Here is a 25774-nt window from a genome sequence, read left to right as displayed (position 1 = left end):
ACCATTCCCAGCCTCAAACCTTTCCGCCATTTCCCGCATCACTTCCCCTCCCCACCGCCAGTCATTGCCCAATCGGCAAAACTCCCCAATATCCGCAAAAATCCGAACCTTGTGAAAAAAAGAACCCCTCCCCTCTTTTCTCTTTTCGCAGCTTTCGAATAACGCTACACCCCAATCTCGCGCTTCCGTGGTGGGAATTTTCAGCGAAGCGCGTCTTATGACACATGCCCGGGCGAGACCGCTTTCGCCCTGTCGTATTCATCTTTTCGGAGGTAGAACACATGGCCAAGCTCAGCCGCGATTATGCGTCCATTCAGAAGACCCTCATGGACGACCTGCGCCTCATGCATTACCCCATCGCCGTCAAGTACATCTTTGACGAAGAGGAACTGAAGGACTTTCAGGAAAACTGCGAAGAATACTTCTGTCCCGTCAAGCCCATGACCTTCTGTCAGTGGGAGCTTGCCGCACGCATGAAGGGACAGACCGTTCTCGCCTTCAAGGATGACCAGGGCTGCTCCAACGCACGCTTCTGCCTCGGCTGGAAGCCCATGGACGAAGCCGAAATCAAGAGCCACAAGAAGTACTGCGTGGACGCAGATCAGGCCGAACGCTTCATCAAGACGAAGTCCCGCCTGCCCGAAGACAAGCTGCTCGCCATCGTCGTGTCCCCGCTGGCCGATACCTTCTTCGATCCGGATACCGTGCACTTCTACTGCGACAACATGCAGGCCTACCACCTCGCCGTGGACTACGCCGCCGCCATGGATGTGCACCCCATCCAGACCAATATCACCATCAACTCCTCCGCATGCGGTGGCAACGTCTACTCCTTCAATGAGAAGAAGTTCAACATGCTCCCCGCCTGCAGCGGCAGCTACAACGCCGGTAAGACCGAACGCGGTGAAATCAACGTCGTTATCCCCGGTGAACACATCGGCCCGACCATCGACCGCCTGCTCTCCCGTAAGGAACAGCACGGCTCCGCGTCCATCACCCGCCCCGGTGACAACTTCCCCGGCGCAGACGTCTGCAAAAACTGCCCACTCATCATCTTCAAAAAGCAGAAATAATTCCGCGCGATAGGCCTCCTCATAGCGCCTGTCCGTGTGACCACACGCCCCGCAGTCTCGCCCCTGCGGGGCGTTTTCTTTTGGCACACACGCTCGCCACAAGGAAGACGGAAGCGAAGAGGAAGAAAAGAGGGCCTCCGGCGGGTTAAGGAAATAATTTCCTTAACAATCCTTAGGATTTTCAGGAGCGGAAGCCGCTCCTGAAAATAAGGGTGGACACTGAAGCACAGCACTCACCCGCTTTCATAACCAGCCGTCGCCAGACACCCTCAACAGGGATTCTCACCGCCCTTCTCACAACGCCAACGTCACCCCAAAACCTCTCCATCCACACGGACGAGAGCCCCACAGGGGTGACGACAGCCCCTTACAAAGGCACCCGGCACGTGCGCAAATGGGATTCCAAAGGGCCCACGGCCCTTTGGCCTGCGGAGCACAAAAAAGCCACGCTCCACACGCCACCACCTCGCCAATGCCTCCCCCCCAAAAAAACTCTCCGCCCACACGGACGAGAGCCACACAGGGGTCACGACCGCTCCATACAAAGGCACCCGGCACGTGCGCAAATGGGATTCCAAAGGGCCCACGGCCCTTTGGCCTGCGGAGCACAAAAAAGCCATGCACCGCACGCCACCACCTCGCCAATGCTACAGCACGAAAAAAGCGGCCTGCCGGTGGTCCGGCAGGCCGCTTGAAGTGATCGTTGGTGACCGCGATGCTTATTGCAGCACGCGGGGCTCGACGATTTCGGTCTTGGCTTTATCCCTGAGGGAGTTCAGGTAGGCGAGATACACTTCACGCTGCTTGGTGCGGGTGAGGGTATCGAGCACAAGCTGCTTCTGCTGCTCCCACAGCTCTTCGCTGGGCTCAATGCGGTCCTGCACCCGGGCGATGAGCACTCCGTTCTGCACGGAGTAGGTCTGCGGCAGCCATTCGCCTTCCTTGGTGGTGAACACGGTCTCGACGAGATCGGGGTTCATGCCGAGGCCAGGAATGAAGCCCTGACGGCCGAAGGAACTGGTGACCTTGGAGGCTTTTTCGAAGAGGGCTTCGGCCTTCTTGATGTTGCCTTCAGCGGTCAGGCCCTTGAGGGAGGACTGGGCGGCTTCCTGCGCGAGAGCCATTGCGCCCTTGCGCTTGAGGGCTTCCACAATCTGTTCCTTCACGGCGTCCAGCGGCGCGATGGTGGAGGGCTCGGAATCCTGCTTAAAGGCGAGGATGTAGCCGTCCTTCACATTCAAAGGCGAGTCGGTGGCGGTGCTGAGCGGCAGGTCAAACAGCAGGTCGGCGTCCTCTTCGCTGATGCCAAGGGCGGACACGAGGGTCTGCTTGGACATGGGGCCGGTCTGCTGGAGTTTCATACCGAGGTCGCTGGCGATTTTTTCGGCGCTGTCGTCGACAAGAATCTGCTCAAGGGCCTGATCGAGCTTGTCGGACATGGCGCTGGTGGCCTTTTCCTCGGCGATGATGCGGCGAATCTCGGAGCGCGCCTCATCGAGGGACTTGACGCCTGCGGCGCGCTTGTCGTCAACCTTGATAAGATGCAGGCCGAACTGGGTGCGCACGGGGTCGGAAACCTGACCGGGCTTCAGGGAGAAGGCCACATCTTCGAAGGGCTTCACCATGGAGCTGCGGGGGAAGTACCCAAGGTCGCCACCGCGAACAGCGCTGGGACCTTCGGAGTATTCCTCGGCCAGATCGGAGAACTTGGCACCCTTGGCGAGCTTGGCCTTCACGGTTGCCAGCTTCCTGCGCGCGGCCTTGACGGCGTCTTTGGGCGCGTTGGGGCTGAGCTTCACGAGAATATGGCGTGCGGACACCATTTCGGGGCGCTTGAACATGGAGGTATTCGCCTCGTAGTACTGGGCGATTTCCTCGGCGCTGACGTCCTGCCCGGAGGCGAGCGCCTCGGGGGTAAAGGTCAGCGTCGCAAGGCTCACAGTGGCGGGACGGCGGAAGCGTTCCTCGTTGGCCTTGTAGTAGGCGTCAATTTCGGCGTCGGTGGGGGTGACGCTGGCGGTGTAGTCCTGCCAGGGGAAGAGCTGGTATTCCAGACGCGCCTGCTCACCGGCGTAGCGGAACAGGTCGCGGGCTTCCTGCTCGGTCACGTTGACGGCGAGGGAGAGATGCTTGCGGAGCTTCTGCTCGCGGATGCCACGCTCAACGTCGGCCTCAAACTCTCCGGGGCGCAGATGGCTGCCACGCAACACGGCCTGATAGACGGCGTTGTCAAAGGCATTGTCCTTGTTGCGGAACGCGGGGATGTCGAGAATGTGCGCGCGGACTTCCTCTTCGCTGGCGGTGATGCCAAGCTTCTGGGCTTCGTTGTTCACGAGCACGTCATTGACCATGGAGTTAAAGACGCTCTGCTTAAAGGCAGGGGTCTGAATCTCCTCGGCGCTGACGCCGGGATTCTGCCCACGGTAATTTTCTGCGGCCCGCTGGTAGGCCATCTCGAAGTCGCGGATAAGGATGGGCGTTTCGTCCACATAAGCGAGGACTGTGCCGCCCTTGCCCCGGTTGCTCATCGTCCCTGAGCCGAAGGCAAAGACGAAGACAACGATGATAATGCCGAACAGGATCTTCACAATCCACGATCCGGCATTCTGTCGCATTCCGTCGAGCATAGATTCTCCCGATAGAGTCGTAGTGTATAGCGTTAGCGTGCAAGAGACTGGCGCACAGCATTCAGCAGGCCACCTGCCTGAATAATAGCCAGCTCTTTTTCCGTCAAATCATTTGTAACAAAAAGGCGTTGCGAACCATTCACCGTCACTTCCGCAGCCTCACCGGGGGTGATGCCTGTGGTGTCCAGTGAAATTGCGCCCCCTTCACCGATGCGGTCGTAATCCGCCTTGTCCACGAACACCAACGGCAGAATGCCGAAGTTGACGAGGTTGGCGCGGTGAATGCGGGCCAGCGACTTGGCGATGACCGCCCGCACACCCAGATGGCGCGGTCCGAGGGCGGCATGCTCGCGGCTGGACCCCTGCCCGTAGTTTTCACCCGCAACGATGACGCCGTGCCCAGCGCCGTGCATACGCTCAACAAAGCCCTTGTCCGTGCGGGAGAAAATATACTCGCTGATGGCGGGAATGTTAGAGCGCAGCGCCGTAATCTGCGGGCCTGCGGGCAAAATATGGTCCGTGGTGATGTCGTCACCGACCTTGAGCTGCACGCCGGTTTCCAGTGCCTGCGGCAATGTCTCAAACTGCTCCAGCGGCACGATGTTCGGCCCGCGCTCGATGGTTACGTCGCTGCCATCCTCGGGCGGGAAGATGAACAGATGCCGAATATCGGGCGTTCCCGCGGGCAGTTCAGGCTTCGCCGGGGCCTCGCCCCACTCGGCCGGGTCCGTGAATGCGCCGTTCAGCGCAGCCATGGCCGCGGTCTGCGGGCTGGCAAGGTACACCTGCGCGTCCTGCGTGCCGCTTCGGCCCTCGAAATTGCGATTGAACGTCCTGACGGACACCCCCGCGCTGACAGGCGAACCGCCCATACCGATGCAAGGGCCGCACGTACACTCCAAAAGACGCGCACCGGCGGTGACGAGGGGCGCAATAAGCCCTTCCGCCGCCAGCATGTTGAGCACCTGCTTGGAGCCGGGCGAAATGAGCAGGTCCGTCTCGCGGGCGGCCTGCTTGCCCTGCAGCATCAGCGCCACGGTCTTAAGATCCGCGTACGAGGAGTTCGTGCAGGAGCCTATGGCCGCCTGATCCACCCGCATCCCGGCCAGCTCGCGCACGGGGACCACGCGGTCCGGCATGTGCGGCTGGGCGACAAGGGGTTCCAGTTCGGACAGGTTGACTTCCACTGTTTCGTCGTAGGTGGCGTCCGCGTCGGCGACGCACTCGCGCCAATCCTGCTCACGCCCCATGGCGGCGAGGAATTGGCGGGTGACGTCGTCGGAGGGGAAGATGGACGTGGTTGCGCCCAGCTCTGCCCCCATGTTGGTAATGGTGGCGCGTTCCGGCACCGACAGCGAGGCAACGCCGGGACCGCAATATTCCATCACCTTGCCCACGCCGCCCTTGACGGACAGCTGGCCGAGCACGTGCAGGATGACGTCCTTGGCCGAAGCCCAGCCCGTAAGCTGACCGGTCAAGTACACCCGCACCACGCGCGGCATGGCGATGTAGTATGGCTCGCCGGCCATGGCGAGGGCAACGGAAAGGCCGCCCGCCCCCATGGCCAAGCTGCCAAGGCCGCCAGCCGTTGGCGTATGGCTGTCGGAGCCGATGAGAGTGGCACCCGGAACGGCGAAGTTCTCAAGGTGCAGCTGATGGCAGATGCCCGTTCCCGGAGGCGAGAACACAATGCCGAATCTGGCCGCTACGGTTCGCAGATACCTATGGTCATCCGGATTTCGAAAGCCCATTTGCAGGGTGTTATGATCCACATAGCTCACGGAGAGCTGGGTCTTGACGCGGTCAAGGCCCATGGCTTCAAACTGCAAATGCGCCATCGTACCGGTGGCGTCCTGCGTCAGCGTCTGGTCGATGCGCAGACCAACCTCGGCGCCGGGCGTCATATCGCCATCCACACGGTGCGCGGCGATGATCTTCTGGGTCAGATTCTGGGGCATGCGTCTACCTCTCGGGCTGGAGCGCGACCCGGATGGGCCGCACGGAATACCGGTTCCTAGTGAAGAACCCCGTTCTCGGCCACTGCCATGCGCAGTCTATTCATGCGGCGCTTGCGGATTTCCATTTCCGTATCAAGGCGCAGTTTGTCCTGCTGCAGTCTGTGAATATCCTGTGCGAAGAAGACTCCCTTCTCGAAGTCCTCTTCGCTGCGGAGCTTGCGAATCTGTGCTTCAACCGTCTCCTTTTCGAGCTTGAACTGGTCAAACTCCTGAGACAGCTGTTCCATATCAGCCGATTCGCACACGTCGTCCTTTCTTTCGTCCATCGTCTTCAGGCTCCTTCTTGTCCGTTTGCGGCTCAAAGCCGTTGACATAGAGCTGCCAAAACTCCGGCCAAACAGCGGAAAGCCCGCCGGGATTCGCCAGCTTGATGCCCGGGGCGGCGTACGAGGCCAAAGCAAGACCCATGGTCCACTCCGGTGCGGGGCTCACCCACGCCTCGGCGCTCTCGTCCCACGTGCTCCCCTTGGGGGATGCGGCAACAACCACCTTGTTCGGCTTCACGCGGACAAAACGGCCCAGACGGTCACCAAGTTCCATGGCCGACGTGCCGTCAAAATCATCCGCAACGCGAATGCGCGCGCCAGAGTGCGACGCCAAACCGGCAGCAAGGGCCAGCGGCGCAAAAATCGGGCACTCCGTCACGTCCAGGTCGATCTCTTCCGGGCGCTCGCCAAGCTCCGCCGTGATGCCGCTCTTGGAAACCTTCACCTCAAGGCCAAGGCTTTCCAGCAACGTCACAGCGCTTTCAGCGTCGACGTCCTTCTTGGGCCATGCGCCGTCGAGGTGCACGCGTCCGCTGCCAAAATGCGGCGCAGCCAAAAGCGACGTGCACAGCACAGGATCCAGCGGGAAGGTTACGCTCTGGGGCATGGCCAAGTTTGCGCGGTCCACGGAGAAGGAGTCGTCCGTCAACGAACACGGCACGCCGCAATCCTTGAGGATGGCGGCAACACGGGCCAGAAGCCCCTTGTCGTCGAATTCCTCATCCCACGTGAAGGCGATGCCGTCCGGGTAGGTGGGGCCAAACAGCGCGATTGCCGCAGCGGCTTCAGCCGGGAAATTCTCGGGAATGCGGAAGCGGTTGGTGGTCATGCCACCACTTTCCATGCGCACCGGCACACCGTTGGAGTGCGGCTCCAGCGAGGTCAGACGCACGCCAAGGCCAGAGAGCACATGCGCCACGGGGCGCAGGTCCATCACCTTCAGCGCGGTGCCGCCACTGAACATGGAGATGCCCGGTTCAGGCAGCGCCATGGCAAGCAGCATGAAAAAGTTCAGGGGATCGCCACCGGCAAACACCGTCTTGCCGTGGAAATCAGGCTTCTGACCGGCTGCGGTCACCTTGCCCTTTTCACGCGACATGGATGCGCCAGCGCCGTTCAGGCCCTTCACCAGCTCCACAAGCGGGTCATTCAGAACGATGGGGGCAATTTCGCACGTTGCGCCCGTCGCGCCAGCAATGGCCGTCCACATGCGGGATTCCTCCAGAGCGGAGGGACCGGGCATGGTCAGGTCCAGCGGCGCGCGGCGGGGACGCATGGTAAACGTCTGCTCGCCCTCTTCGCCACCCTGCGCAAAGGAATACGCAAGCCCATTGGCCAAGTTAAACAGTTTCCGCATGGTTGCCGTGTCAAAGCCATGTCTGGAGACAAGGCCATCCCACGCGCGGCGCATGCGCTTTTCCTGCGTCGGGTCCACAAGGGCCTTGCCCTTGCGCTTGCGCGTTCCGGCAGCCTTGGCCAAAAGCCGCGTACGGCGGGCCAAAAGGCTGGTCAGCTGGTGATCGAGGTCAACCAGCTCATCCGTAATGGAGCGCTTGTCCCTATCCTGAGGGCCGCGCTCAAAGCGCTTCCCGTCACGTTTCGTGAATTTCTTGTCGTTCGTATAATTACTCATAAATTTTTTCCGGTATGCAGAAAGGAAGTCCACCTATCTATCCTAACTCCAACCGGGGAGCAAGTGCAGAGCAAGCCGTATCAAGGCTTACGCCACAAAAATGCACCCCGTCAGAGCCACCCGCGACACACTCAAGAGCGCTAACCTCCTCCAGCGCTGTACCAGTTGCACCAGTACCCACACCCCGCCTTCAAACCGTCCCTGCAGTATACGCGTCACGCACTGCCCTTCAAGGTTTGTTGGGGTGGTGTGGGATGTATGGGGAAGCGAGGCGGAAAGAAGACGGAAAAAAAGTGGAAAATTTGGTGGCGGTGTATGAGGGGGGTGGTGGGGGTGAGTGGCGGCGAATTGGAGAGATGGAGTTGTTGTAGGGATGGGGGCGGGGATCAGGGAAGGTGGAAGATGTGGCGGCATAGGGAGGGAGGATGGAAGGGCGGGAGTGTGGGGTTGGTGGTTGTTGTGGCGCGGAGGTGAGGGGTGCACAGGTATGTGGGGAAGGCCGTGGTTGGTGGTGGGGTTGTGTTGGCGGGGGCTGAGAAGTACGTTGGTATGGGGAATATGGCGGGGCTAGTTGGGAGTTGTGTTGGCGGGGCCAAGAGGCACGTTGGTATAGGAGGAACGGCGGGGGCTGGTTGTGCGTTATGTTGGCGGGAGCAAGAGGTGCTTTCGCTGGGATTTCAGCACGTTGTCGCCGTGTCTCCGACGGCCAAAGGGTTATGGGGGAACCTTGCAGGATTCCCCCCCGCACCCTCTGGACACCCGTCCCCCTCCAGCCCGAGCCAGATTGTTGGAAGTGGTGGGTGCGGAGCGGTCTCGGGCGTGGTTTTTAGGCTGTGGTTGGGCGGGCTGACCGAGTGCTTTGCGCAGGAGTTGGCGGTTGGCGCATGGCAGAGCACGGCACGGGCTAGGCCGCTCTGGACGCTTGGAAGCGTCCGAAGGCTCTGGGATTCGGTGCTTCGCGCGGGGGGATGGTGGTTGGGGAGTGTTGGGCTGACGGAGGAGGGTTTGAGAAGTGTGGGCGGGCTAACTGGGTGCCTTGCGCGGGAGTTGACGGTTGGCGCATGGCGGAGCGCGGCACGGGCTGGGCCGCTCTGGACGCTTGGAAGCGTCCGAAGGCTCTGGGATTCGGTGCTTCGCGGGGGGGGGTTGGTGGTGGGCTTCTGTTGGCGGTGCCGAGAAGTGCGTTGGTATGGGACAAACGGCGGGGCTGGTTGTGCGTTATGTTGGCGGGGCCAAGAGGTGCTTTCGCTGGGATTTCAGCATTTTGTCGCCGTGTCTCCGACGGCCAAAGGGTGATGGGGGAACCTTGCAGGATTTGTACAACCCGGAACATGGGTAACACTTCTGTCCGGGAACATAGGTAACAGGTTCTGGCGGTACAGGTTGCCCCTAGGGCCTGACTAAGCCTTTTGTGTCTGAATCATTCAGTACTCCTAAAAAGATTGATCCAGCATAGATATTCATACCGCCCTTTTGGTTTGGCAAAAGGCCCACTGTGCATCGGTGCAGGCTTTGACTGATAAATCTGTGATGTCCCCTCCATTGTATGGAGCCGCTTCGCTTCACTCGCCTCAGAATATACTCAGGGGGGTATACGAAATCTGGAAGGATTCTTGGTGGGCGTCTGCTTGATGGCGCATAAAGAGCAGCAGGCGTTCGCATGCCTAAAGCTTCATGACCGCGGCTATGGTTGTAAATCCTCCGCCATGTCTGACACCTGCGTCTTTGGCGGCGAAGAGTGTCTGCTCTACGAAGTTCTCGCTTTAAAGAGCGGTGCATTCGTTCGTGCGCACCATTTTGTTGAGGCTTTCCCGGTTCAATGAATTCCACGGTTATTCCGAGGCGAAGCCACTGGGCGCTAAGGCGCGATATTCCTCCGGCCGCACAGCTCGCAAAGGGAATTCCATTATCCACCCTGATAATTTGAGGTAAGCCGAAGTAGGAAAAAACACGGTCACAGGCTTCTTGTGTTGGGGCCAAGGCTGGTTGGGCAAGTGGATCACAAGCCAAAACGTAACGGCTGTGCAGATCCATTACAGTGAAGGGCCAGCATTTCTTACGATTGGGCAACTCAAACCAACCTTTATAGTCCATTGTCCATACATGATTAGGATGCCTTGCTTCAGTGAGCTTGTTGGGCCAGTTGCGGATAACAACATTACGGCGTCTGCGGGGCTTGCTAAGTCCTTCCTTTTGGAAAATCAAAGCAATCGTACTTGGCGCCGGAGGCCTTAGGCCAAAGCGATCGCTTACTTCAGATGCTATTTTCTTTGGCCCCCAACTTGGATTTGCTTTGCGCAAAGCAATGAGGGCCTCTCGCATCTCGATTGGCGTGCGATGCGGACAATTTCGCGGAGCTCGACTGTGTTCGCTTAAAGCAAATATTCCATGCATTTGTGCGCGATTGAGCCATTTATAGCCAGTTTTTCGGCTAATGCCATATTTTCTACAAAGCCAAGACATGTTCTCAGCTCCTGACCCAGCCTCTACAACAAATCGAATCCGTTCATCCATAGGTCTTACCTCTGTCCAGGGCATACGCTACCTCCAGGCAGACTATGCCTGAAGTGTTACCCATGTTCCCGGACTAATCTGTTACCTATGTACCCGGACTGTACCATTCCCCCCGCACCCTCTGGACACCCGTCCCCCTCCAGCCCGAGCCAGATTGTTGGAAGTGGTGGGTGCGGAGCGGTCTCGGGCGTGGTTTTTAGGCTGTGGTTGGGCGGGCTGACCGGGTGCTTTGCGCGGAAGTTGGCGGTTGGCGCATGGTGGAGCGCGGCACGGGCTGGGCCGCTCTGGACGCTTGGAAGCGTCCGAAGGCTCTGGGATTCGGTGCTTCGCGCGGGGGGATGGTGGTTGGGGAGTTTTGGGCTAACGGGAGAGGGTTTGAGAAGTGTGGGCGGGCTGACCGGGTGCTTTGCGCGGGGATTGGCGGTTGGCGCATGGCAGAGCGCGGCACGGGCTAGGCCGCTCTGGACGCTTGGAAGCGTCCGAAGGCTTTGGTGCTTCTGTGCTTCGCGCGGGGGGATGGTGGTTGGGGAGTGTTGGGCTGACGGAGGAGGGTTTGAGAAGTGTGGGCGGGCTAACCGGGTGGCTTGCGCGGGAATTGACGGTTGGCGTATGGCAGAGCGCGGCACGGGCTAGGCCGCTCTGGACGCTTGGAAGCGTCCGAAGGCTTTGGTGCTTCTGTGCTTCGCGCTAAGGGTGGTGGTTGGAATTATTGCTGAGGGTCTAATAAACGGCAGGGTTTCGAACGAAGGTCTCCGCCGATACAATTTCTTCGCCTCGAATAACTAGCTCATGCGCTTCACCCAACGCACTTCGTGAAGAGGCCCCTGCTCCCTCCCCCAAAACCATTCTTCGCCCCATCTCAAAACGCGGGAGTTGTCAGGGGTGACGACTGCCCCCTTAAATGGCATCCGGCCTGTGCGCTCATGGGATTCTCAAGGGCCCGCGGCCCTTGAGCCGTCGGAGACACAACCTCTCCGCTCCCCCGCCGGCAACGCACGCACACTTTCGCAAGGTCTCCGCCAATACAATTTCTTCGTCTCGAATAACTAGCTCATGCGCTTCACCCAACACACTTCCTGTAGTGGTCCCTACTCCCTCCCCCAAAAACCATTCTTCACCCATCTCAAGACGCGGGAGTTGTCAGGGGTGACGACTGCCCCCTAAAAGGGCATCCGGCCTGTGCGCTCATGGGATTCTCAAGGGCCCTCGGCCCTTGAGCCGTCGGAGACACAACCACTCCACTCCCCCACCCGGCAACGCACGCCCTGTTCCCTGCACCCTCTGGCTCCCCGCCCTGCTCCTCCCAAACAGGCCACGAGACAGCTCCGAGTGAGGTCACCTCCTCCTTCCAGCGCAGGGCCCACTCTGCCATAGAAAAAGCCCGGACCGCGAGCGGTCCGGGCTTGGGTGCATTTCTGCGTGATGGGGTCCGGTTTAGAAACCGAAGCCGCCACCGTCGTCGGAGGAGTCGGTGCCGAAGCCGAAGTCGGCGGAGACTTCACCGGGGGAATCGGTTGCGCCAGCGTCTGCACCGGCGTCGGCGGCAGCGGCTGCGCCTTCACCAGCGGCAGCGGTGACCACACCGTGCTTGATGACTTCTTCGATCTTAGCCAGCAGGTCGTCGACCTTGCCGGTGTAGGAATCGATTTTGCCTTCGGAAACCTGCAGTTTCTTTTCGCCTTCACCAAGCTGAGCCTCGTAGGTGGTGACCTTGGCTTCGGCGTCTTTCAGCTTGGCCTTGGTCTCGGCGAGTTCTTTTTCCAGCGAGGAGATCTTGGAGGCCTGCTCCTTGTTCTTCTCCTGGGTGTCCTTGAGCTGGCTGACGACGGAAGAGAGCATGTTGGAGGTCTCTTCCGGCAGGGGCAGCAGGGACACGTGAGCGCCAAACTTTTCGGCATTGCCTTTAATGCCGGTCAGTTCGGGGTTCTGCTCGTAGATCCACGCTTTGGCAATGGCCGCGGCGAACGGCTCGGACGTGGGATCGATATCCATCTGGGTCATGTACGCCAGCATTTCACGGATGCCGGCACGATTGGCATCATACTCTTCACCGGTGAGGTACGCGGCGAAGGTGGACATGGGGAAAACCTTGCGGTCTACGCTCTCAGCCATGATAGCCTCCTTATGTGAGGAAAGTCGTCTTTCTGGGTTAAGTCCTGTTTTGCACCGAGCTTAGCTCAGGGGCACTCGACCGATGTACCTGGCGTACACGAGAGCCACGGAGCGGTACACGACGTGACCCAGTTTGGACCAGGGCAAGTAGGCGAAGAGCATCCACACGGACACCAGATGCAAGTAATACATCGGGTAAGCGAGGGACGCCACGTCGGCCAGCCTGAGCAGTTCGCTGAAGATGCCGGTGAGGCCTACGGCCCAGATGACACCCAGCAGGAACCAGTCATAGTAGGACGACTTGGTCGTCTCCTCGTTCTGGTTCATGCGGCGACGGGTCAGGAGCGTCAGGCCGACGATCATCATCACGGCGCCAACGTTGGCCAGCAGTTTATGCGGAGCCCACAGCGGCAGCGGCGTATGACCGGCGGGAGCGATGAACTCAACGACCTTGCCACCCCAGTGGCAGAACGCGATGATACCGGTAACGATAGCGAGGGCAACGAAGCTGTAGAACAGCAGCAGATGGCCCTTGAACTTTTCCTTATCGGCCTCGGTTTCTTCGCCGCAGCTGGTGAAGTTGGAGTGCTGGCCGATCTCGTTCACGAGAACGTCCTTGATGCACGCCCACACGCTGGGCTTGTCATACTGGCCGACAAAGAGGGTACCTGGCGTCGACTGGAAGGACTTGATGAGCTTGGAACTGCCAATCACAAAGCTGAAGACCATAAAGAAGAAGGTCAACGCCATGATGGGGTCGATGGTGTAGTCTCCGGGGAAGACCTTACCAAAGACGATCTCACCGCTGGGAATGCTGAGGCCGGTGGTCAGGGACCACACGAACAGCCACAGCAGGGCCGGGATGGCGATGAGGATGGGCAGGTACTTGGAGGAGCTCATCCAGGTGCCGATGATCTTGGGCTCGACAAGGTTCTTGTATGCCATGTTGCGCAGGGCGGAAAGCAGGTCGCCCGGCTTTGCGCCACGGGGGCACAGGTCGGAACAGGTGCCGCAGTTATGGCAGAGCCAGATGTCGATGTCGTTGACCAGCTTGTCCTTGAGGCCCCACTGTGCCCACACCATTTCCTTGCGCGGGTATGGCGCATCTGCGGGCGCCAGCGGGCAGGCCACTGAGCATGTGGCGCACTGATAGCACTTCTTGAGGGTGTCTCCCCCTACCGACTGCAGTTCTTTAATGAACTGCACATCGGGTTCAATCCGAACAGCTTTCGACATGACTATCTCCTCCTAGAAGCCCTTGAACGGGTTGGGGCCCTTCTCCAGAATCATGTTCTGGAATTCTTCGATCATTCCAGGCACCTGATCGTACTCGTCGATGGCGACCTGATACTGCTCGACGCGGTCCGGCTCAACACCAAGGCGCTCAAGGGTCTCGGCGATGTTTTCCTTACGGCGATTGCAGATCTCCGAGCCTTTCACGAAGTGGCACTGGTAGTCGTCACCGTACTTGCAGCCCAGCATCATCACGCCGTCCACGCCCTTGGACATGGCATCCGCCACCCAAATCGCGTTGACGGAACCGAGGCAGCGCACGGGAAGGATGCGAACGTACTGGCTCCACTTCTTGCCGCGCATGGCCGCCATGTCGAGCGCCGGGTAGGCGTCGTTCTCACAGGCGAGCACAACGATGCGGGGACCGTCAGCTTCCATGTCGTCAGGCACGTTGATGGCCTTAATCATGGAACCAATCTGGTCGATGTTGTAGTTGTCGAAGCTGATAACGCGCTCGGGGCAGGCACCCATGCAGGTACCGCAACGGCGGCAACGCGTGGGATTCGGCTTCGGCGTACCGGTTTCGTCGTCGTCAAGGGCGCCGAAGGGGCACTCTTCCGTGCAGCGTTTGCACTGGGTGCAGCGCACGAAGTTGAAGACGGGGTACGTCAAGTCACCGGAGCGCGGATGCACGGACACGCCGTGATTCACGGATTCGATGCACTGGATGGCCTTGAGGGCTGCGCCCGCGGCATCTTCTTCTGCGGTATCCATAAGCATGGGCTGACGGACGCTACCAGCGGCGTACACACCGGTACGGCGGGTCTCGTACGGGAAGCAGATGTAGTTGGAGTCGCAGAAGCCGTCGAAGAGGTCCAGATCCGGGAACGCCGGACCCTGACGGTAGGCGAACTGCATGATGGGATCTTTGGCCGTGGTCGGGACGATGCCGGTGGGCACGACGACCATGTCGGCTTTCACTTCGAAGTCGTAGCCAAGCAGGTTGTTGGTCACGGTGATGAGCAGGCTGCCGTCGGCGTCTTCCTTGACGGAAGAGATGCCGCCCTTAGTCATCATCACACCGGGGTTATCCTGAGCAGCCTTGTAGTACTTCTCGTGGATACCCTGAACCATCATGTCCTTGTAGATGATGTAGGCCTGACCGTCTTCATACTGCTCGGTGACGTAGCCAGCTTCCTTCAGAGCCACAACGGAGTTGACGGCGCTGGAGTACGGCAGATGGCGGTCGCTTTCGAGGTCCTTGTGGACGATGACGGCGGGATCGGCTTCTTCACCCTCTTCCGCAGCTGCGGCTTCAGCCTGAATGTCTTCTTCCGTCTTGGGCTGATAGAGGGTCTCGGGCTCGGCCTTCTCGGTGTTCAGCAGGAAAGCCACACGCTTGGCGGGCTTGCCGTCGGAAGGGCGCAGGAGCTGGCCCTTCTTGGCCATTTCTTCCACGTCCCACGTGGTGACCACGTTGGTGAAGGTGCCGTAGCCGAGGGGAGCGAGGATGGAAGGATCCTGCGGCACCCAGCCAGCGGCCAGGACAACGGCGCCGATCTTCTCTTCCTTGCCGCCGGTGAACTTGGCGGTGTAGGCACCGGGCGCACCTTCAAGGGAGGCCAGCGTGGTGCCGGTCAGCACCTTGATGCGGCTCTCGGCCTGCACATCGGCGATGAGCTTTTCAATGCCGGTGTCGTGCGCTTCGGTGTAGGGGTGCATCAGGGGGATGGTCTTGTGCAGCTTGGCCGCGTGACCACCCAACTCGCTCTCTTTTTCGATGAGCACGGTGTCGTAGCCGGAACGGGCTGCGTGCAGCGCGGCGTTCAGGCCAGTCCAACCGCCACCAACGACGAGAACGGTCTTCACGGTGTCAATCATTTCAGGCTCAGGAATAGTGGTCTTCTGGAGCTTGATGACACCCATATTGATGTAGTCTTTGGCCATGAGGGACTTGGCGTCGGCCTCCGCATCATCGGGGCAGCACATGCCGCACTGCTCGCGGAGGTTGACGCGCTCGACCAGCACATTTTTGCCAAAGTCAAAGAATTCCCAGTCAACTCGGGGGGACGAACCGCAGATCAGAACGGAGTCGATGGTCCCGGCGTCGATGTCGGACTTGATCATCTTGACGCCTTCTTCACCGGGCAGAACCGGGTGAGCGGCGACGACAGGACACTGGGTACTCCAGCGGGTCTTCACGTACTCGACCAGCTCCTCAATGTTGAGGTATGGTCCGACGCTGGATTCGTCGAAATAGACTCCAATTTTTTCGGCCATTGTATACTACCTCCCTCTCACCGTCTGGATCGCCTTCATCGCGGCCCCGGTTCCAGACTGAGCAGATTTCATGACGTCAAGCGGCTTTTTGGCGCAGCCGGCAACGAAGATGCCTTTTTCTGCATTGCCAGAGGCAAAGCCGTCTTCGTCAACGGAAACATCAAAGGGCAGCTGCTCCTCGGACAGGGTGGGCTGCATGCCGGTTGCCAGTACGACCATGTCGAATTCTTCGCGGGTCTTGGTGCCGGCGATGGCATTTTCCACAGTCAGCACCACGGAACCATTTTCACCGTCGGCAGCTTCGGCGACTTTGCCCTTGATGGTGTGGATGTGCTCATCCTGCATCACGCGGTCGCGGAATTTCTGATAACGGTCAGGGGTACGAAGGTCGATGTAATAGATAAAGACTTCGCAGTCCGGGTTCGTGTCGCGGACATAGGTCGCCTGCTTCAGGGACGCCATGCAGCAAATGTAGGAACAGTAGTTGAGGTGGTTCTCGTCGCGGGAACCGGCGCACTGGACAAACGCGATGCGTTTGGGCGCCTTGCCGTCGGAAGGACGGACAATCTGGCCGGAGGTCGGGCCGTTGGGAGAGGCGAGACGTTCCATCTGCATGTTGGATACGCAGTTGGTGATCTCCCCGGCGCCGAGGTTGGTCAAGTTGGTCACGTCGTAGGGCTTCCAACCGGTGGCGACAACGATGGAACCGACGCTAATTTCGACGGTCTTCTCGGCATCGTCCAAGTTTACACCTTCAACATCAGCAAGTTCTTTCAGCTCGTTACTCGAGCACTCGTCCTTTTCCAGGACGTAGCGGCTGGGGTAGGCGAAGGGCATGTCAATGTGCAGAGCCTTGCGGTTGCCCATGCCGAACTCGAATTCGCTTTCGGTGGATCCGGACAGTTCCTTGGCGGCCGCCGTAAGATCGACACTATTGGGGGTCGTGTAACGGGGCTTGATCTTCAACGTGACTTTGTAGTCACCCTTGGAGCCAGTAACGGAAACCACTTCCGCCAGAGTAAAAATATTGACCAAGGGGTTTTTCTTGATGCGCTGGAACTGAATTTCCAGCCCGCAGGAAGGCGGGCAGAGCTTGGGAAAGTACTTGTTGAGCTGAGAAACGCGTCCGCCCAGGAACGGCGTCTTCTCTACAAGAAAGACCTCGTGGCCGACTTCTGCGGCTTCAAGGGCGGCCGTTATGCCGCTGAACCCGCCACCGACAACGAGCACGCTGTTGTTTGGCATTTCAATCCTCCCTACGAAATCAGGTTCGGGCCAGTTTGAAAAATGGCCTAACCCTGAACAATGAACTCTTTCACTGCTGCTCAGGCTTAGACCATTTTTCTGAGCAGGCGGCCGCAGGCAGTACCTGCGGCCGCCGTTTCAGTAGTGTTTAGTCGGGGATGATCTGGTAGTAGGGCTTCTTGAACACAGTCGTTTCCTTCTTCTCAGGATCGTACTTGGAGTTCACGAAGCACTTCCACTTGCCATCGTCCAGGCCCAGGAAGTCGCCGCGGTAGTAGAAACCGGGGTAGCGGGTTTCTTCGCGGAACCGGATGTGCTGCATGTGCAGACGGACGGTCCACAGGCGGTGGTAGTTCTCCCAGCAGCGGAGCAGTTCGTGGAGGTCACGAGCAGCCAGCTTCATGGAGTCTTCTTCCATCATCTCGAGCAGCCAGAAGCCGGTGTCGAGAAGAGCCTCGGAGGTGGTGTAGTAGGTGCCCACACCGCCGCCGTACTCGTCGGTGGCCTTGACGAGGCGCATCATGAAGTTCTTGGGGGAGATGTACTCGGGGTTCACAACCGGGTCGGTGGAAGCGCCCTTGCCAGCCTCGTAGTTGTAGTACGGGCGGTAGATCTCCTTCTTCAGGTCTTCAGAGCTCTCCTTGATGGTGGGCTTGAAGTCCTTGTGATCGAGGTACCAGCGAACCATCTGCTTACCGACGATGCGGCCTTCAGCGTGAGCACCGGAGGAGAACTTGTGACCGGAGGCGCCAACGCCGTCAGCGCAGGTGAACAGGCCGTTGACGGTCGTCATACGGTTGTAGACCTTGCCGTTGTCGGCGCGGACCTTGTAGTCCTCGGGCACCCATTCTTCGTCGGGGCCGGAAGTCCAGATGCCGCAGCAACCGGAGTGGGAGCCGAGCAGGTAAGGCTCGGTGGGCATGATCTCGGAGCCGCGTTCCTCAGGAGCGCAGTTCATGGCAGCCCAGAGGTTGGCCTGACCAACGCACATGTCGAGGAAGTCTTCCCAAGCTTCAGCTTCGAGGTGCTTCTGCTCGGCCGGGGACATGGTCGCGAAGGAGTTCTGCAGGGCAGTCTTCGTGTCCATGAAGATCGGGCCGCGGCCTTCACGCATCTCGCGGAGCATCATGTGGTTACGCAGGCAAGTCGGGATGACATGGCCCTTGGCGTAGCCGCGATCCTCGTAGGGCTTCAGCATGGCGCGGTTGGTTTCGCAGTAGTCTTCGCCCTTGTAGTTGGTGGCCTTCGCCTTGAAGAGCAGGAACCAAGCGCCAACCGGACCGTAACCGTCCTTGAAGCGGGCGGGGACGAAGCGGTTTTCCATCATGGTCATTTCAGCGCCAACCTGAGCACACATGGTGTAGGTGGAGCCAGCATTCCAGACGGGGTACCAAGCACGGCCCATGCCTTCACCAGTGGAGCGGGGGCGGTAGATGTTCACCGCGCCGCCACAAGCAACAACAGCAGCGTTGCACTTGAAGATGTGCACCTTGTTGTCACGAGCGTCCAGAGCAACAGCACCGGCGATGCGGTTGGGCTCATTAGCGTCGAGGAGCATCTTAACAACAAAGATACGCTCCATGTAGCGCTCTTCGCCGAGGGCATTCTTGGCAGCTTCAGCAACGATGCACTTGTAGGACTCACCGTTGATCATCATCTGCCAGCGGCCGGAACGCACGGGCTTAGCGCCGGTACGCAGGGACTTGCCAGCGGCCTTGGCGGCAGCGCCGTCAAGGTTCTTGTCGTTGTCGTCCTTGCACCATACGGGCAGGCCCCACTCTTCGAAGTGGTGGACGGAGTCGTCAACGTGGCGGCCGAGGTCGAAGATCAGGTCTTCGCGGACCAGGCCCATCAGGTCGGTACGGACCATGCGGACGTAGTCGTCAGCGTCGTTCTCGCCGAGGTAGGTATTGATAGCGGACAGGCCCTGCGCAACGGCGCCGGAACGCTCGAGGGAGGCTTTGTCCAGCAGCAGGATCTTGGCTTCGGGGGCGTACTTGTTAGCCCAAGCAACGGCTTCCCAAGCAACACCGCAGTTGCCCATACCACCACCAACGAGGAGAATATCTACATCATGTTCCTCAATGGTCGGCTCGGCCAGAGCGATACCACGAGGCTCTTCTTTACTGGGAATCATCGGCATTGTCGTGCTCCTTAAGCTTAATGTCTTAATGCGTGAGACAGCGCGTAACGCACTTGAATCAGACTACAGGACGTCCTTGACGGTCCAAGTCTTGTCAGCATCAGCCACGTCGAACTTCTTGCCGAGGGCTTCCTTGGGGGCAACGAGTTCCGTCTCGGTGAAGAGCAGCTCGCTGTCCAGGTCGCCGGGCTCAGGCTTGCCTTCGAAGGGCTTGATGGAGCCTTCAGGAGTGGTACGGATGGGGAATTTGAAGCGCTTCACGGAACCATTACGGAACTTAATGGTCCACATGATGTCCTCGGAGGAACGCAGCGGAATGGAGGTACCGCCCATGGGAGCAAAGTCAGCGTAGGGACGTGCGGTGATAGCGCCCTGGGGGCAAATCTTCACACAGGAGTAGCACTCCCAGCAGGCTTCGGGTTCCTGGTTGAAGGCCTTCATCTCCTCGGGATCGAGGATCATCAGGTCGTTGGGGCAGATGTACATGCACGCGGTCTTTTCGCCGCCCTTGCATCCATCGCACTTTGAGGGATCAACATAAGTAGGCATAGTGAATCCTCCAACAAATTAGGGTTGAAACAACAACCATTCCAAAAACATCCCCACCACGAGCAGATGGAGAATGAAAAACCGAGATGACACCAAGCCGTCTCGTTTTTTTCGGTATCTTGACACCTTTTTCGCGGGATAAACCGCGTATGGTGCCGAGCAAATTCAGAGAGCCATCCCACTCGTGTGGTGGGGCGCTTTCGCGTCTCAAGCCTGCGCCCTTCGGGGCTTCCACCTTTGTCCAAACGCCGGGGATCAGAGCCTTTTCCGGTGCTTGTGATGGAATGAACAAGCAAGGTCTGTCTAGCAAGGGGGCTACCCCCTGTCAAGACGAAAGTGAATTATATATCAAGCTCGGCCATTGGTGCCTAAATCGGCGACCTTCCCTGCCTTCTTCCCCTCTTCCCAATGAGGATACAGGGGAATTTGTAAAGGCATCGAAAGCTATACATTTATTGATTTTTCATTGCAAGCTATCGTGGCCTATTTCTATAAGAGAACAACGACTGACCTGAGCCGAGATCCGTTCGTTTCGGCTATATCGAAATTTTTTCATCGCCATTCGTGAAAAAAACACTTAGCGTATGCCCATCGTTTTCAGCAACCCCGGATTAAAACTCCAAGAAGCTGAAAAAAGGGCAAAATGGCGCCTGTGTGGCGTTTTAGCCCCTTTGAACTGCAAAAAGATCGATTCTCCTCGTTAGGGGGTACTTGACATTTGCGCATTTTTTTCACAAACCCCAACGAACGGGCTTCATGCAAAGCTTTTTGGAAAGTCCGGCCGCCCTGTACACGGTTGTGTCTCCCGGCTGACGGGTGGAAAACAGGGACGACCGCTTGAAGACTAAGGCTGGGATTGTGAAATTTTCTACTAACTATTCGTAAAGGAGTCCCGAGATGTCCAAACTGCTCCCCCCTCATGGTGGTAAGGGCCTGGTTTGCTGCCTGCTGGAAGGCGCTGAACTCGAAGCCGAGATGAAGAAGGCCGAAGGCCTCAAGAAAGTCGAGATCTCCAACCGCGTGAAGGGCGACCTGATCATGCTGGGAATCGGCGGCTTCTCTCCCCTCGACGGCTTCATGGGCAAGGCCGACTGGAAGAGCGTCTGCGAAAAGATGACCCTCTCCGACGGCACCTTCTGGCCCGTTCCCGTCGTGTGTGACACCAACGACGAAAACGTTGCCGCTGGCGACGAAATCGCCCTCGTGAAAGACGGCGTCGTCTACGCCACCATGAAGGTCGAAGAAAAGTACGAGCTGTCCGACGACGAAAAGAAGTGGGAATGCGAGCTGGTCTTCAAGGGCCACGGCGAAGATTCCGAGCGCTTCTGGGACCTCGCTCTCGAAGACCACCCCGGCGTCAAGATGGTTATGTCTCAGGGCAAGTTCAACCTCGCCGGTTCCGTGAAAGTCCTCTCCGAGGGCGACTACCGCGACCGCTTCCCCGGCGTGTACCTGACCCCCGCCGAGACCCGCGAAATGTTCGAAGAGCGCGGCTGGAGCCGTGTTGCTGCCCTGCAGCTGCGTAACCCCATGCACCGCTCCCACGAATTCCTCGCGAAGATCGCTGTGGAAGTCTGCGACGGCGTCATCATCCACTCCCTGATCGGTAACCTGAAGCCCGGCGACATCCCGGCTGACGTCCGCATCCAGTGCATCCAGACGCTGATCGACCAGTACTTCGTGAAAGAAAACGTCATCAACGGTGGCTACCCCCTCGACATGCGCTACGCCGGTCCCCGTGAAGCCCTGCTCCACGCGACCTTCCGCCAGAACTACGGCGTGTCCCACATGATCATCGGCCGCGACCACGCTGGCGTTGGCGACTTCTACGGCCTGTTCGAGGCTCAGGAAATCTTCGACCAGATCCCCTACGCGACCTTCGAAGAAGCCTGCGAAGTGCCCGGTAAGGCTCTGCTCTGCAAGCCCATGAAGATCGACTGGACCTTCTACTGCTTCAAGTGCGACGGCATGGCTTCCCTGCGTACCTGCCCGCACGGCAAGGAAGACCGCGTCATCCTGTCCGGCACCAAGCTCCGCAAGGCCCTCTCCGAAGGCGCCGAGGTTCCGGATCACTTCGGCCGCGACGAAGTCCTCGCACAGCTGCGCGAGTACTACGAAGGCCTCACCGAAAAGGTGGAAGTCAAGATGCAGGGCGCCGCTTCCGGCGACCAGATGAAATAGCATCCGCCTTCTCCGATCTGTACTCTCAGGGAGGCCCGCTCAGGGCCTCCCTTTTTTTGCCCCCCAGCCTCCCTCCTTTCCGAATCAAAAACCGAAGAAAAAGAATGCCTCCGGCGGGTTAAGGAAATAATTTCCTTAACAATCCTTAGGATTTTCTGGAGCGGAAGCCGCTCCAGAAAATACGAAAAGGTGGGCAGGATTCCTTTGCCCCTCTTTCCCCGTTGCAAACGCTCATCAGGAATTCTCACCGCCCTTCCCTACCACCAACGCCCCCCAAAAAATTCTCCATCCACACGGACGAGAGCCGTCAGGGGTGACGACTGTCCAATCCACACGCACCCGGCCTGTGCGCACTCGGGATTCTCAAGGGGTCGCCCCCCTTGAGCAGCTCTGCTATCTTTATCTCTAAGGCCCTTCGTCCTTTCAGGCCGAACGACCTAAGAGCTCAAGCCGCCGGAGGCACCCTCTTGAACCTCGCGTTACGACCCGCCTCTCCACAAGAAAAACGCGCCTCCCCAAGAAGTACCGCGCATAACTCGCCACCGTCACATACCCCATTTCCCACCCCGTCCAAACGGGGATTCTCACCGCCCTTCCCTACCACCAACGCCCCCCCAAAATTCTCCCATCCACACGGACGAGAGCCACACAGGGGTGACGACCGCCCCTTCCACCCGCACCCGCCATGACCGCACTCGGGATTCTCAAGGGTCGCACCCCTTGAGCCGCCGGAGGCACCTCTCTTGAACCTCACGTTACGACCCGCCCAGCCATAAGAAAAAAGGCGGCACCCCGAAGGAGTGCCGCCCAAAGCGCAACCTGACACGCCGCGCTCTGCGTGGCGTGATGGCGTTAGATGTAGCTTGCTGAAACGATAACGAGGCCGAAGACGAACGCGGCGACGAGGGCGGGGGTCCCGCCGGGAACCTGATAGTCGACGGGGCGTTTAACCTTGGCCTGCCGGAGCTTCCACACCATGAGACAGGGCAGGAAGATGGCCAGAATGGCGAGGGCTGCCCCTGCGTGTGCGAGGGCCTGAATAAAGCGGCCGGGACAGAGCGAGGACGCAACGAGGGGCGGCACAAAGACGATGAGGGTCGTCAGGGCGCGGTGCTTGAAGGAGTCGGACAGCTTGAACACTTCGGCCTGCAGGTCGAACAGCGCGAGGGACACACCGAGGAAGGAGGTCAAAAGCGCCAGCGAGGCGAAGGACGAGACCACGGTGTTGAGCCAGCTGGAGCCGTTGGACAACGTGTGCACGAGCATGTCGACGTTCTGCATGGCGACCATCTTCTCGGGGCTGGTGCCACCGATGGAGACGTAGACCCAGAAGAGATAGCAGACAAAGGGGAGCGAGCTGCCGACCAGCGTGACGAGACGGAGCTTGCGCACCGGCACATCGAGATAGCGAATGACGCTGGGAATACCCGTGTGAAAGCCAAAGGACGTAAACAGCACGGGAATACTGGCGAAGATGAGCGCGCTGTCCGGATTGCCGCCGGTGAGGTTCTGCACCTCAACTTCTGGGGCGAGACTGAACAGGGCGGTGAGCATAGCGGCAATCATGACAAAAAAGAGGAACTGATTGACGCGCACGATGATGTTGGTGCCGAGAAAAACGATGAAGGCGCCGAATATGCTGAAGTAAATGGCGCCGGCTTGCGGGGTGAGGACGAGGTCCACGGAAGCGGCCGTGCGGGCGATGAGTTCGCCAACACCGGTGAGATAGGCGACCAGCAGCGCGTACTGCAAAAACATCATACTGCCGGTAGCGACAATCTGCCCACCGGGCCCGAGAACCTTCTTGGCCATGTTGTTAAAATTCTCGCCGGGGCCGACCTTGAGATTCACCTCAAGGAGAAGAAATGCCGAATACACAGCCAGCAGCCAGACGGCGACCATCACCCCAACGGCGGTTGTGAACCCCAGCTTGCCAATGACCATGGGCAGGCCGAGCATGCCTGCGCCAATGGCGGTCCCGGCCACCACACTGATGGCCCCTATTTGTCGTGATGTTGAAGCGTTCATGATACCCTATGCGTTTGGAATATAGTGATATAAAAGAGCGCGGGAAGCGTTGCACCTATGGGTGCCCCCCACCGGCCTGCTTTTCCCCAAAAGCCCGGTGAGCGACACATTCTGGTGCTCTCGCGCGTCTGCGACTTTCCACTTGCAAAGCGGACGCAGGACCATATGCCCGCCAATTCCTGACCGTCAAGGCCAAAAATCCGCGCCATTGGCCGATTTACAGCCATCCCGCGTTTGTATGAACTCACGCAATACTCAGCACGCGGGATGAGGCGCTACAGTGGCCTTCCTGCCTTCTTCAATGCGCGGCGCCACACGATACAGACAACGGCATGAGCAAATACTCACTCAGCACGGGCCTGTTGCAGCGCAGTACACGAAACACAGGCCGCTGCGGGCGCAGGCCGGTACGCTGTCATGCGCGGCGCTTTGCGCCTTGCACAGCTTTGGCCGCCCTGCCACGAACATGACGGCGTGGCTGGGATACTGCGAAAACCAGCGCACGCTCCGCCACACTCGCGTGCGGAGACCAAAAGCAAACCGGGCCGCCGCGATGACGCGACGGCCCGGAGAGTCGTTACTAGACGTAGTTTGCCGTGACGATAACCAGCCCGAAAAGGACGGCGAGCACAAGGGCCGGAGTTCCTCCGGGCACCTGATAGACGCGCGTCTGGGCTTTATCCTGATGCCGCAGCTTCCACGCCATGGCGCATGGCAGGAAGATGGCAAGAATGGCGAGGGCCGCGCCAGCATGGGCGAGGGCCTGAATGAACCGGCCGGGACACAGCAGGGCCGCAACGAGGGGCGGCAGAAAAACCATCATGGTGGTGATGGCGCGGTGCAGGACGGTTTCGCGCATTTTGCAGACTTCGGCCAGCAGGTCGTACATGGCGAGCGCCACACCGAAGAAAGACGTGAGCAGCGCAAGGGAGGCAAAGGCGGAGAGAATGGTCTGCAACCAGCCGGACCCGGCGGCGAGGGTTGCTACGAGGGAATCCACACTGCTCATGGCGAGCAGGCTCTCGGGCGTGGTGCCGCCGATGGAGACGAAAATCCAAAAGAGGTAGCACACAAGCGGCAAAGCACTGCCAACGACAGTGACAAGGCGCAGCTTGCGCACCGGCGCATCCAGATACTTGATAATGCTGGGGATGCTGGCGTGAAAGCCAAAAGACGTAAACAGCACGGGCAGGCTCGCCACGATGATGCCCTGCTCCACGCTGCCACTTTGCAGGTTGCCAACGTCCACTCCGGGCACAAGGCTAAACAGGGCGGTAACCATGGCGGCAATCATGGCGAAAAAGAGCAGTTGGTTCACGCGGACAATCATCTGTGTGCCGATGAAGACAATGACATAGGCGGCCACGGCAAAATACAGCGCGCCGCTCTGGGCGGACAGTTCCAGCCCTTGCGTGGTCACGGTCTGGGCAATCAGCTCGCCAAATCCGGTCAGATAGGCGACCAGCAGGGCAAACTGCAAAAAGATCATGCTGCCGGTGGCAACAACCTGGCCGCCACGGCCGAGCACGGTGCGTGCCATATCGTTGAAGTTCTTCCCCGCACCGATGCGCAGGTTCACCTCAAGCAGCAGCAACGCGGAATACACCGCAAGGCCCCAGATGACGAGCATGATTACGGTTGCCGGGACGAATCCCAGCTTGCCAATGACCATGGGCAAGCCAAGCATGCCCGCGCCAATAGCCGTTCCTGCCACCACACTGATGGCGCCGATTTCTCGTGATGTCGGTATCTGCATCGCTCCCTACGCATTGGATGCGGCTGTCTCCGCATAGGCGCAAGCACACCGCCGTGGAACACTCCCCTGATCCACTGCGGCTTCACACCTGCTCCTCCGTCGAAACATCAGCCTCG

Annotated in this window: 15 protein-coding genes; 2 read left to right on the top strand and 13 right to left on the bottom strand. The window is 59.3% G+C overall.

Annotated features, from left to right (window positions below):
• Positions 1-281: 281 nt before the first annotated feature.
• On the top strand, positions 282-1073 hold the full coding sequence (locus tag ACYQ2T_RS13450) for a DUF169 domain-containing protein (protein ID WP_459901241.1): 792 nt from the start codon (positions 282-284) through the stop codon (positions 1071-1073).
• A gap of 719 nt (positions 1074-1792) precedes the next feature.
• On the opposite strand, the gene ACYQ2T_RS13445 is transcribed toward ACYQ2T_RS13450, so the two are convergent.
• From ACYQ2T_RS13445 to aprB, 11 genes are all read right to left on the bottom strand, one after another.
• A complete protein-coding gene (locus ACYQ2T_RS13445) occupies positions 1793-3700 on the bottom strand; it encodes a SurA N-terminal domain-containing protein (protein WP_459901240.1) in 1908 nt (635 codons plus the stop codon).
• A 32-nt stretch (positions 3701-3732) separates the two neighbouring features.
• Positions 3733-5658, bottom strand: coding sequence for an aconitate hydratase (locus tag ACYQ2T_RS13440; RefSeq protein ID WP_459901238.1), 1926 nt, complete (start codon positions 5656-5658; stop codon positions 3733-3735).
• A 56-nt stretch (positions 5659-5714) separates the two neighbouring features.
• A complete protein-coding gene (locus ACYQ2T_RS13435) occupies positions 5715-5984 on the bottom strand; it encodes a hypothetical protein (RefSeq protein WP_404843291.1) in 270 nt (89 codons plus the stop codon).
• On the bottom strand, positions 5947-7617 hold the full coding sequence (locus ACYQ2T_RS13430) for a chorismate mutase (RefSeq protein WP_459901237.1): 1671 nt from the start codon (positions 7615-7617) through the stop codon (positions 5947-5949). The genes ACYQ2T_RS13435 and ACYQ2T_RS13430 overlap by 38 nt, the downstream gene beginning before the upstream one ends.
• A gap of 1389 nt (positions 7618-9006) precedes the next feature.
• On the bottom strand, positions 9007-10131 hold the full coding sequence (locus ACYQ2T_RS13425; RefSeq protein ID WP_459897495.1) for an integrase core domain-containing protein: 1125 nt from the start codon (positions 10129-10131) through the stop codon (positions 9007-9009).
• A 1434-nt stretch (positions 10132-11565) separates the two neighbouring features.
• A complete protein-coding gene (locus ACYQ2T_RS13420; RefSeq protein WP_404843293.1) occupies positions 11566-12243 on the bottom strand; it encodes a hypothetical protein in 678 nt (225 codons plus the stop codon).
• 60 nt (positions 12244-12303) lie between these two features.
• Positions 12304-13479: a quinone-interacting membrane-bound oxidoreductase complex subunit QmoC gene (gene qmoC, locus ACYQ2T_RS13415; protein WP_404843294.1), complete on the bottom strand. Its 1176-nt coding sequence runs from the start codon at positions 13477-13479 to the stop codon at positions 12304-12306.
• Between the two features lie 12 nt (positions 13480-13491).
• On the bottom strand, positions 13492-15756 hold the full coding sequence (locus tag ACYQ2T_RS13410; protein WP_459901235.1) for an FAD-dependent oxidoreductase: 2265 nt from the start codon (positions 15754-15756) through the stop codon (positions 13492-13494).
• A gap of 6 nt (positions 15757-15762) precedes the next feature.
• The gene (locus ACYQ2T_RS13405) at positions 15763-17001 is read right to left on the bottom strand and encodes a CoB--CoM heterodisulfide reductase iron-sulfur subunit A family protein (RefSeq protein ID WP_404843296.1); all 1239 of its coding nucleotides are present in this window, start codon (positions 16999-17001) and stop codon (positions 15763-15765) included.
• 148 nt (positions 17002-17149) lie between these two features.
• Positions 17150-19144, bottom strand: a complete 1995-nt coding sequence (gene aprA / locus ACYQ2T_RS13400; RefSeq protein WP_459901233.1) for an adenylyl-sulfate reductase subunit alpha — start codon at positions 19142-19144, stop codon at positions 17150-17152.
• Between the two features lie 63 nt (positions 19145-19207).
• A complete protein-coding gene (aprB, locus tag ACYQ2T_RS13395; protein WP_404843298.1) occupies positions 19208-19693 on the bottom strand; it encodes an adenylyl-sulfate reductase subunit beta in 486 nt (161 codons plus the stop codon).
• Positions 19694-20590: 897 nt separating this feature from the next.
• Between aprB and sat the strand changes: the two genes are divergently transcribed.
• The gene (sat, locus tag ACYQ2T_RS13390; protein ID WP_404843299.1) at positions 20591-21874 is read left to right on the top strand and encodes a sulfate adenylyltransferase; all 1284 of its coding nucleotides are present in this window, start codon (positions 20591-20593) and stop codon (positions 21872-21874) included.
• Between the two features lie 852 nt (positions 21875-22726).
• Here the strand turns inward: sat and ACYQ2T_RS13385 are convergent.
• Complete coding sequence (locus tag ACYQ2T_RS13385) at positions 22727-23902, bottom strand: amino acid permease (RefSeq protein ID WP_459901231.1); 1176 nt, start codon at positions 23900-23902, stop codon at positions 22727-22729.
• 580 nt (positions 23903-24482) lie between these two features.
• Positions 24483-25658 carry an amino acid permease gene (locus ACYQ2T_RS13380; RefSeq protein WP_459901229.1) on the bottom strand — a complete coding sequence of 392 codons (1176 nt, stop codon included), beginning with the start codon at positions 25656-25658 and terminating at the stop codon, positions 24483-24485.
• Between the last annotated feature and the right edge of the window lie 116 nt (positions 25659-25774).

It is taken from the genome of Desulfobaculum senezii (assembly GCF_054657395.1).
The sequence above is the reverse complement of the archived record's forward strand: the minus strand, read 5'-3'. Positions and strand labels throughout refer to the sequence as shown.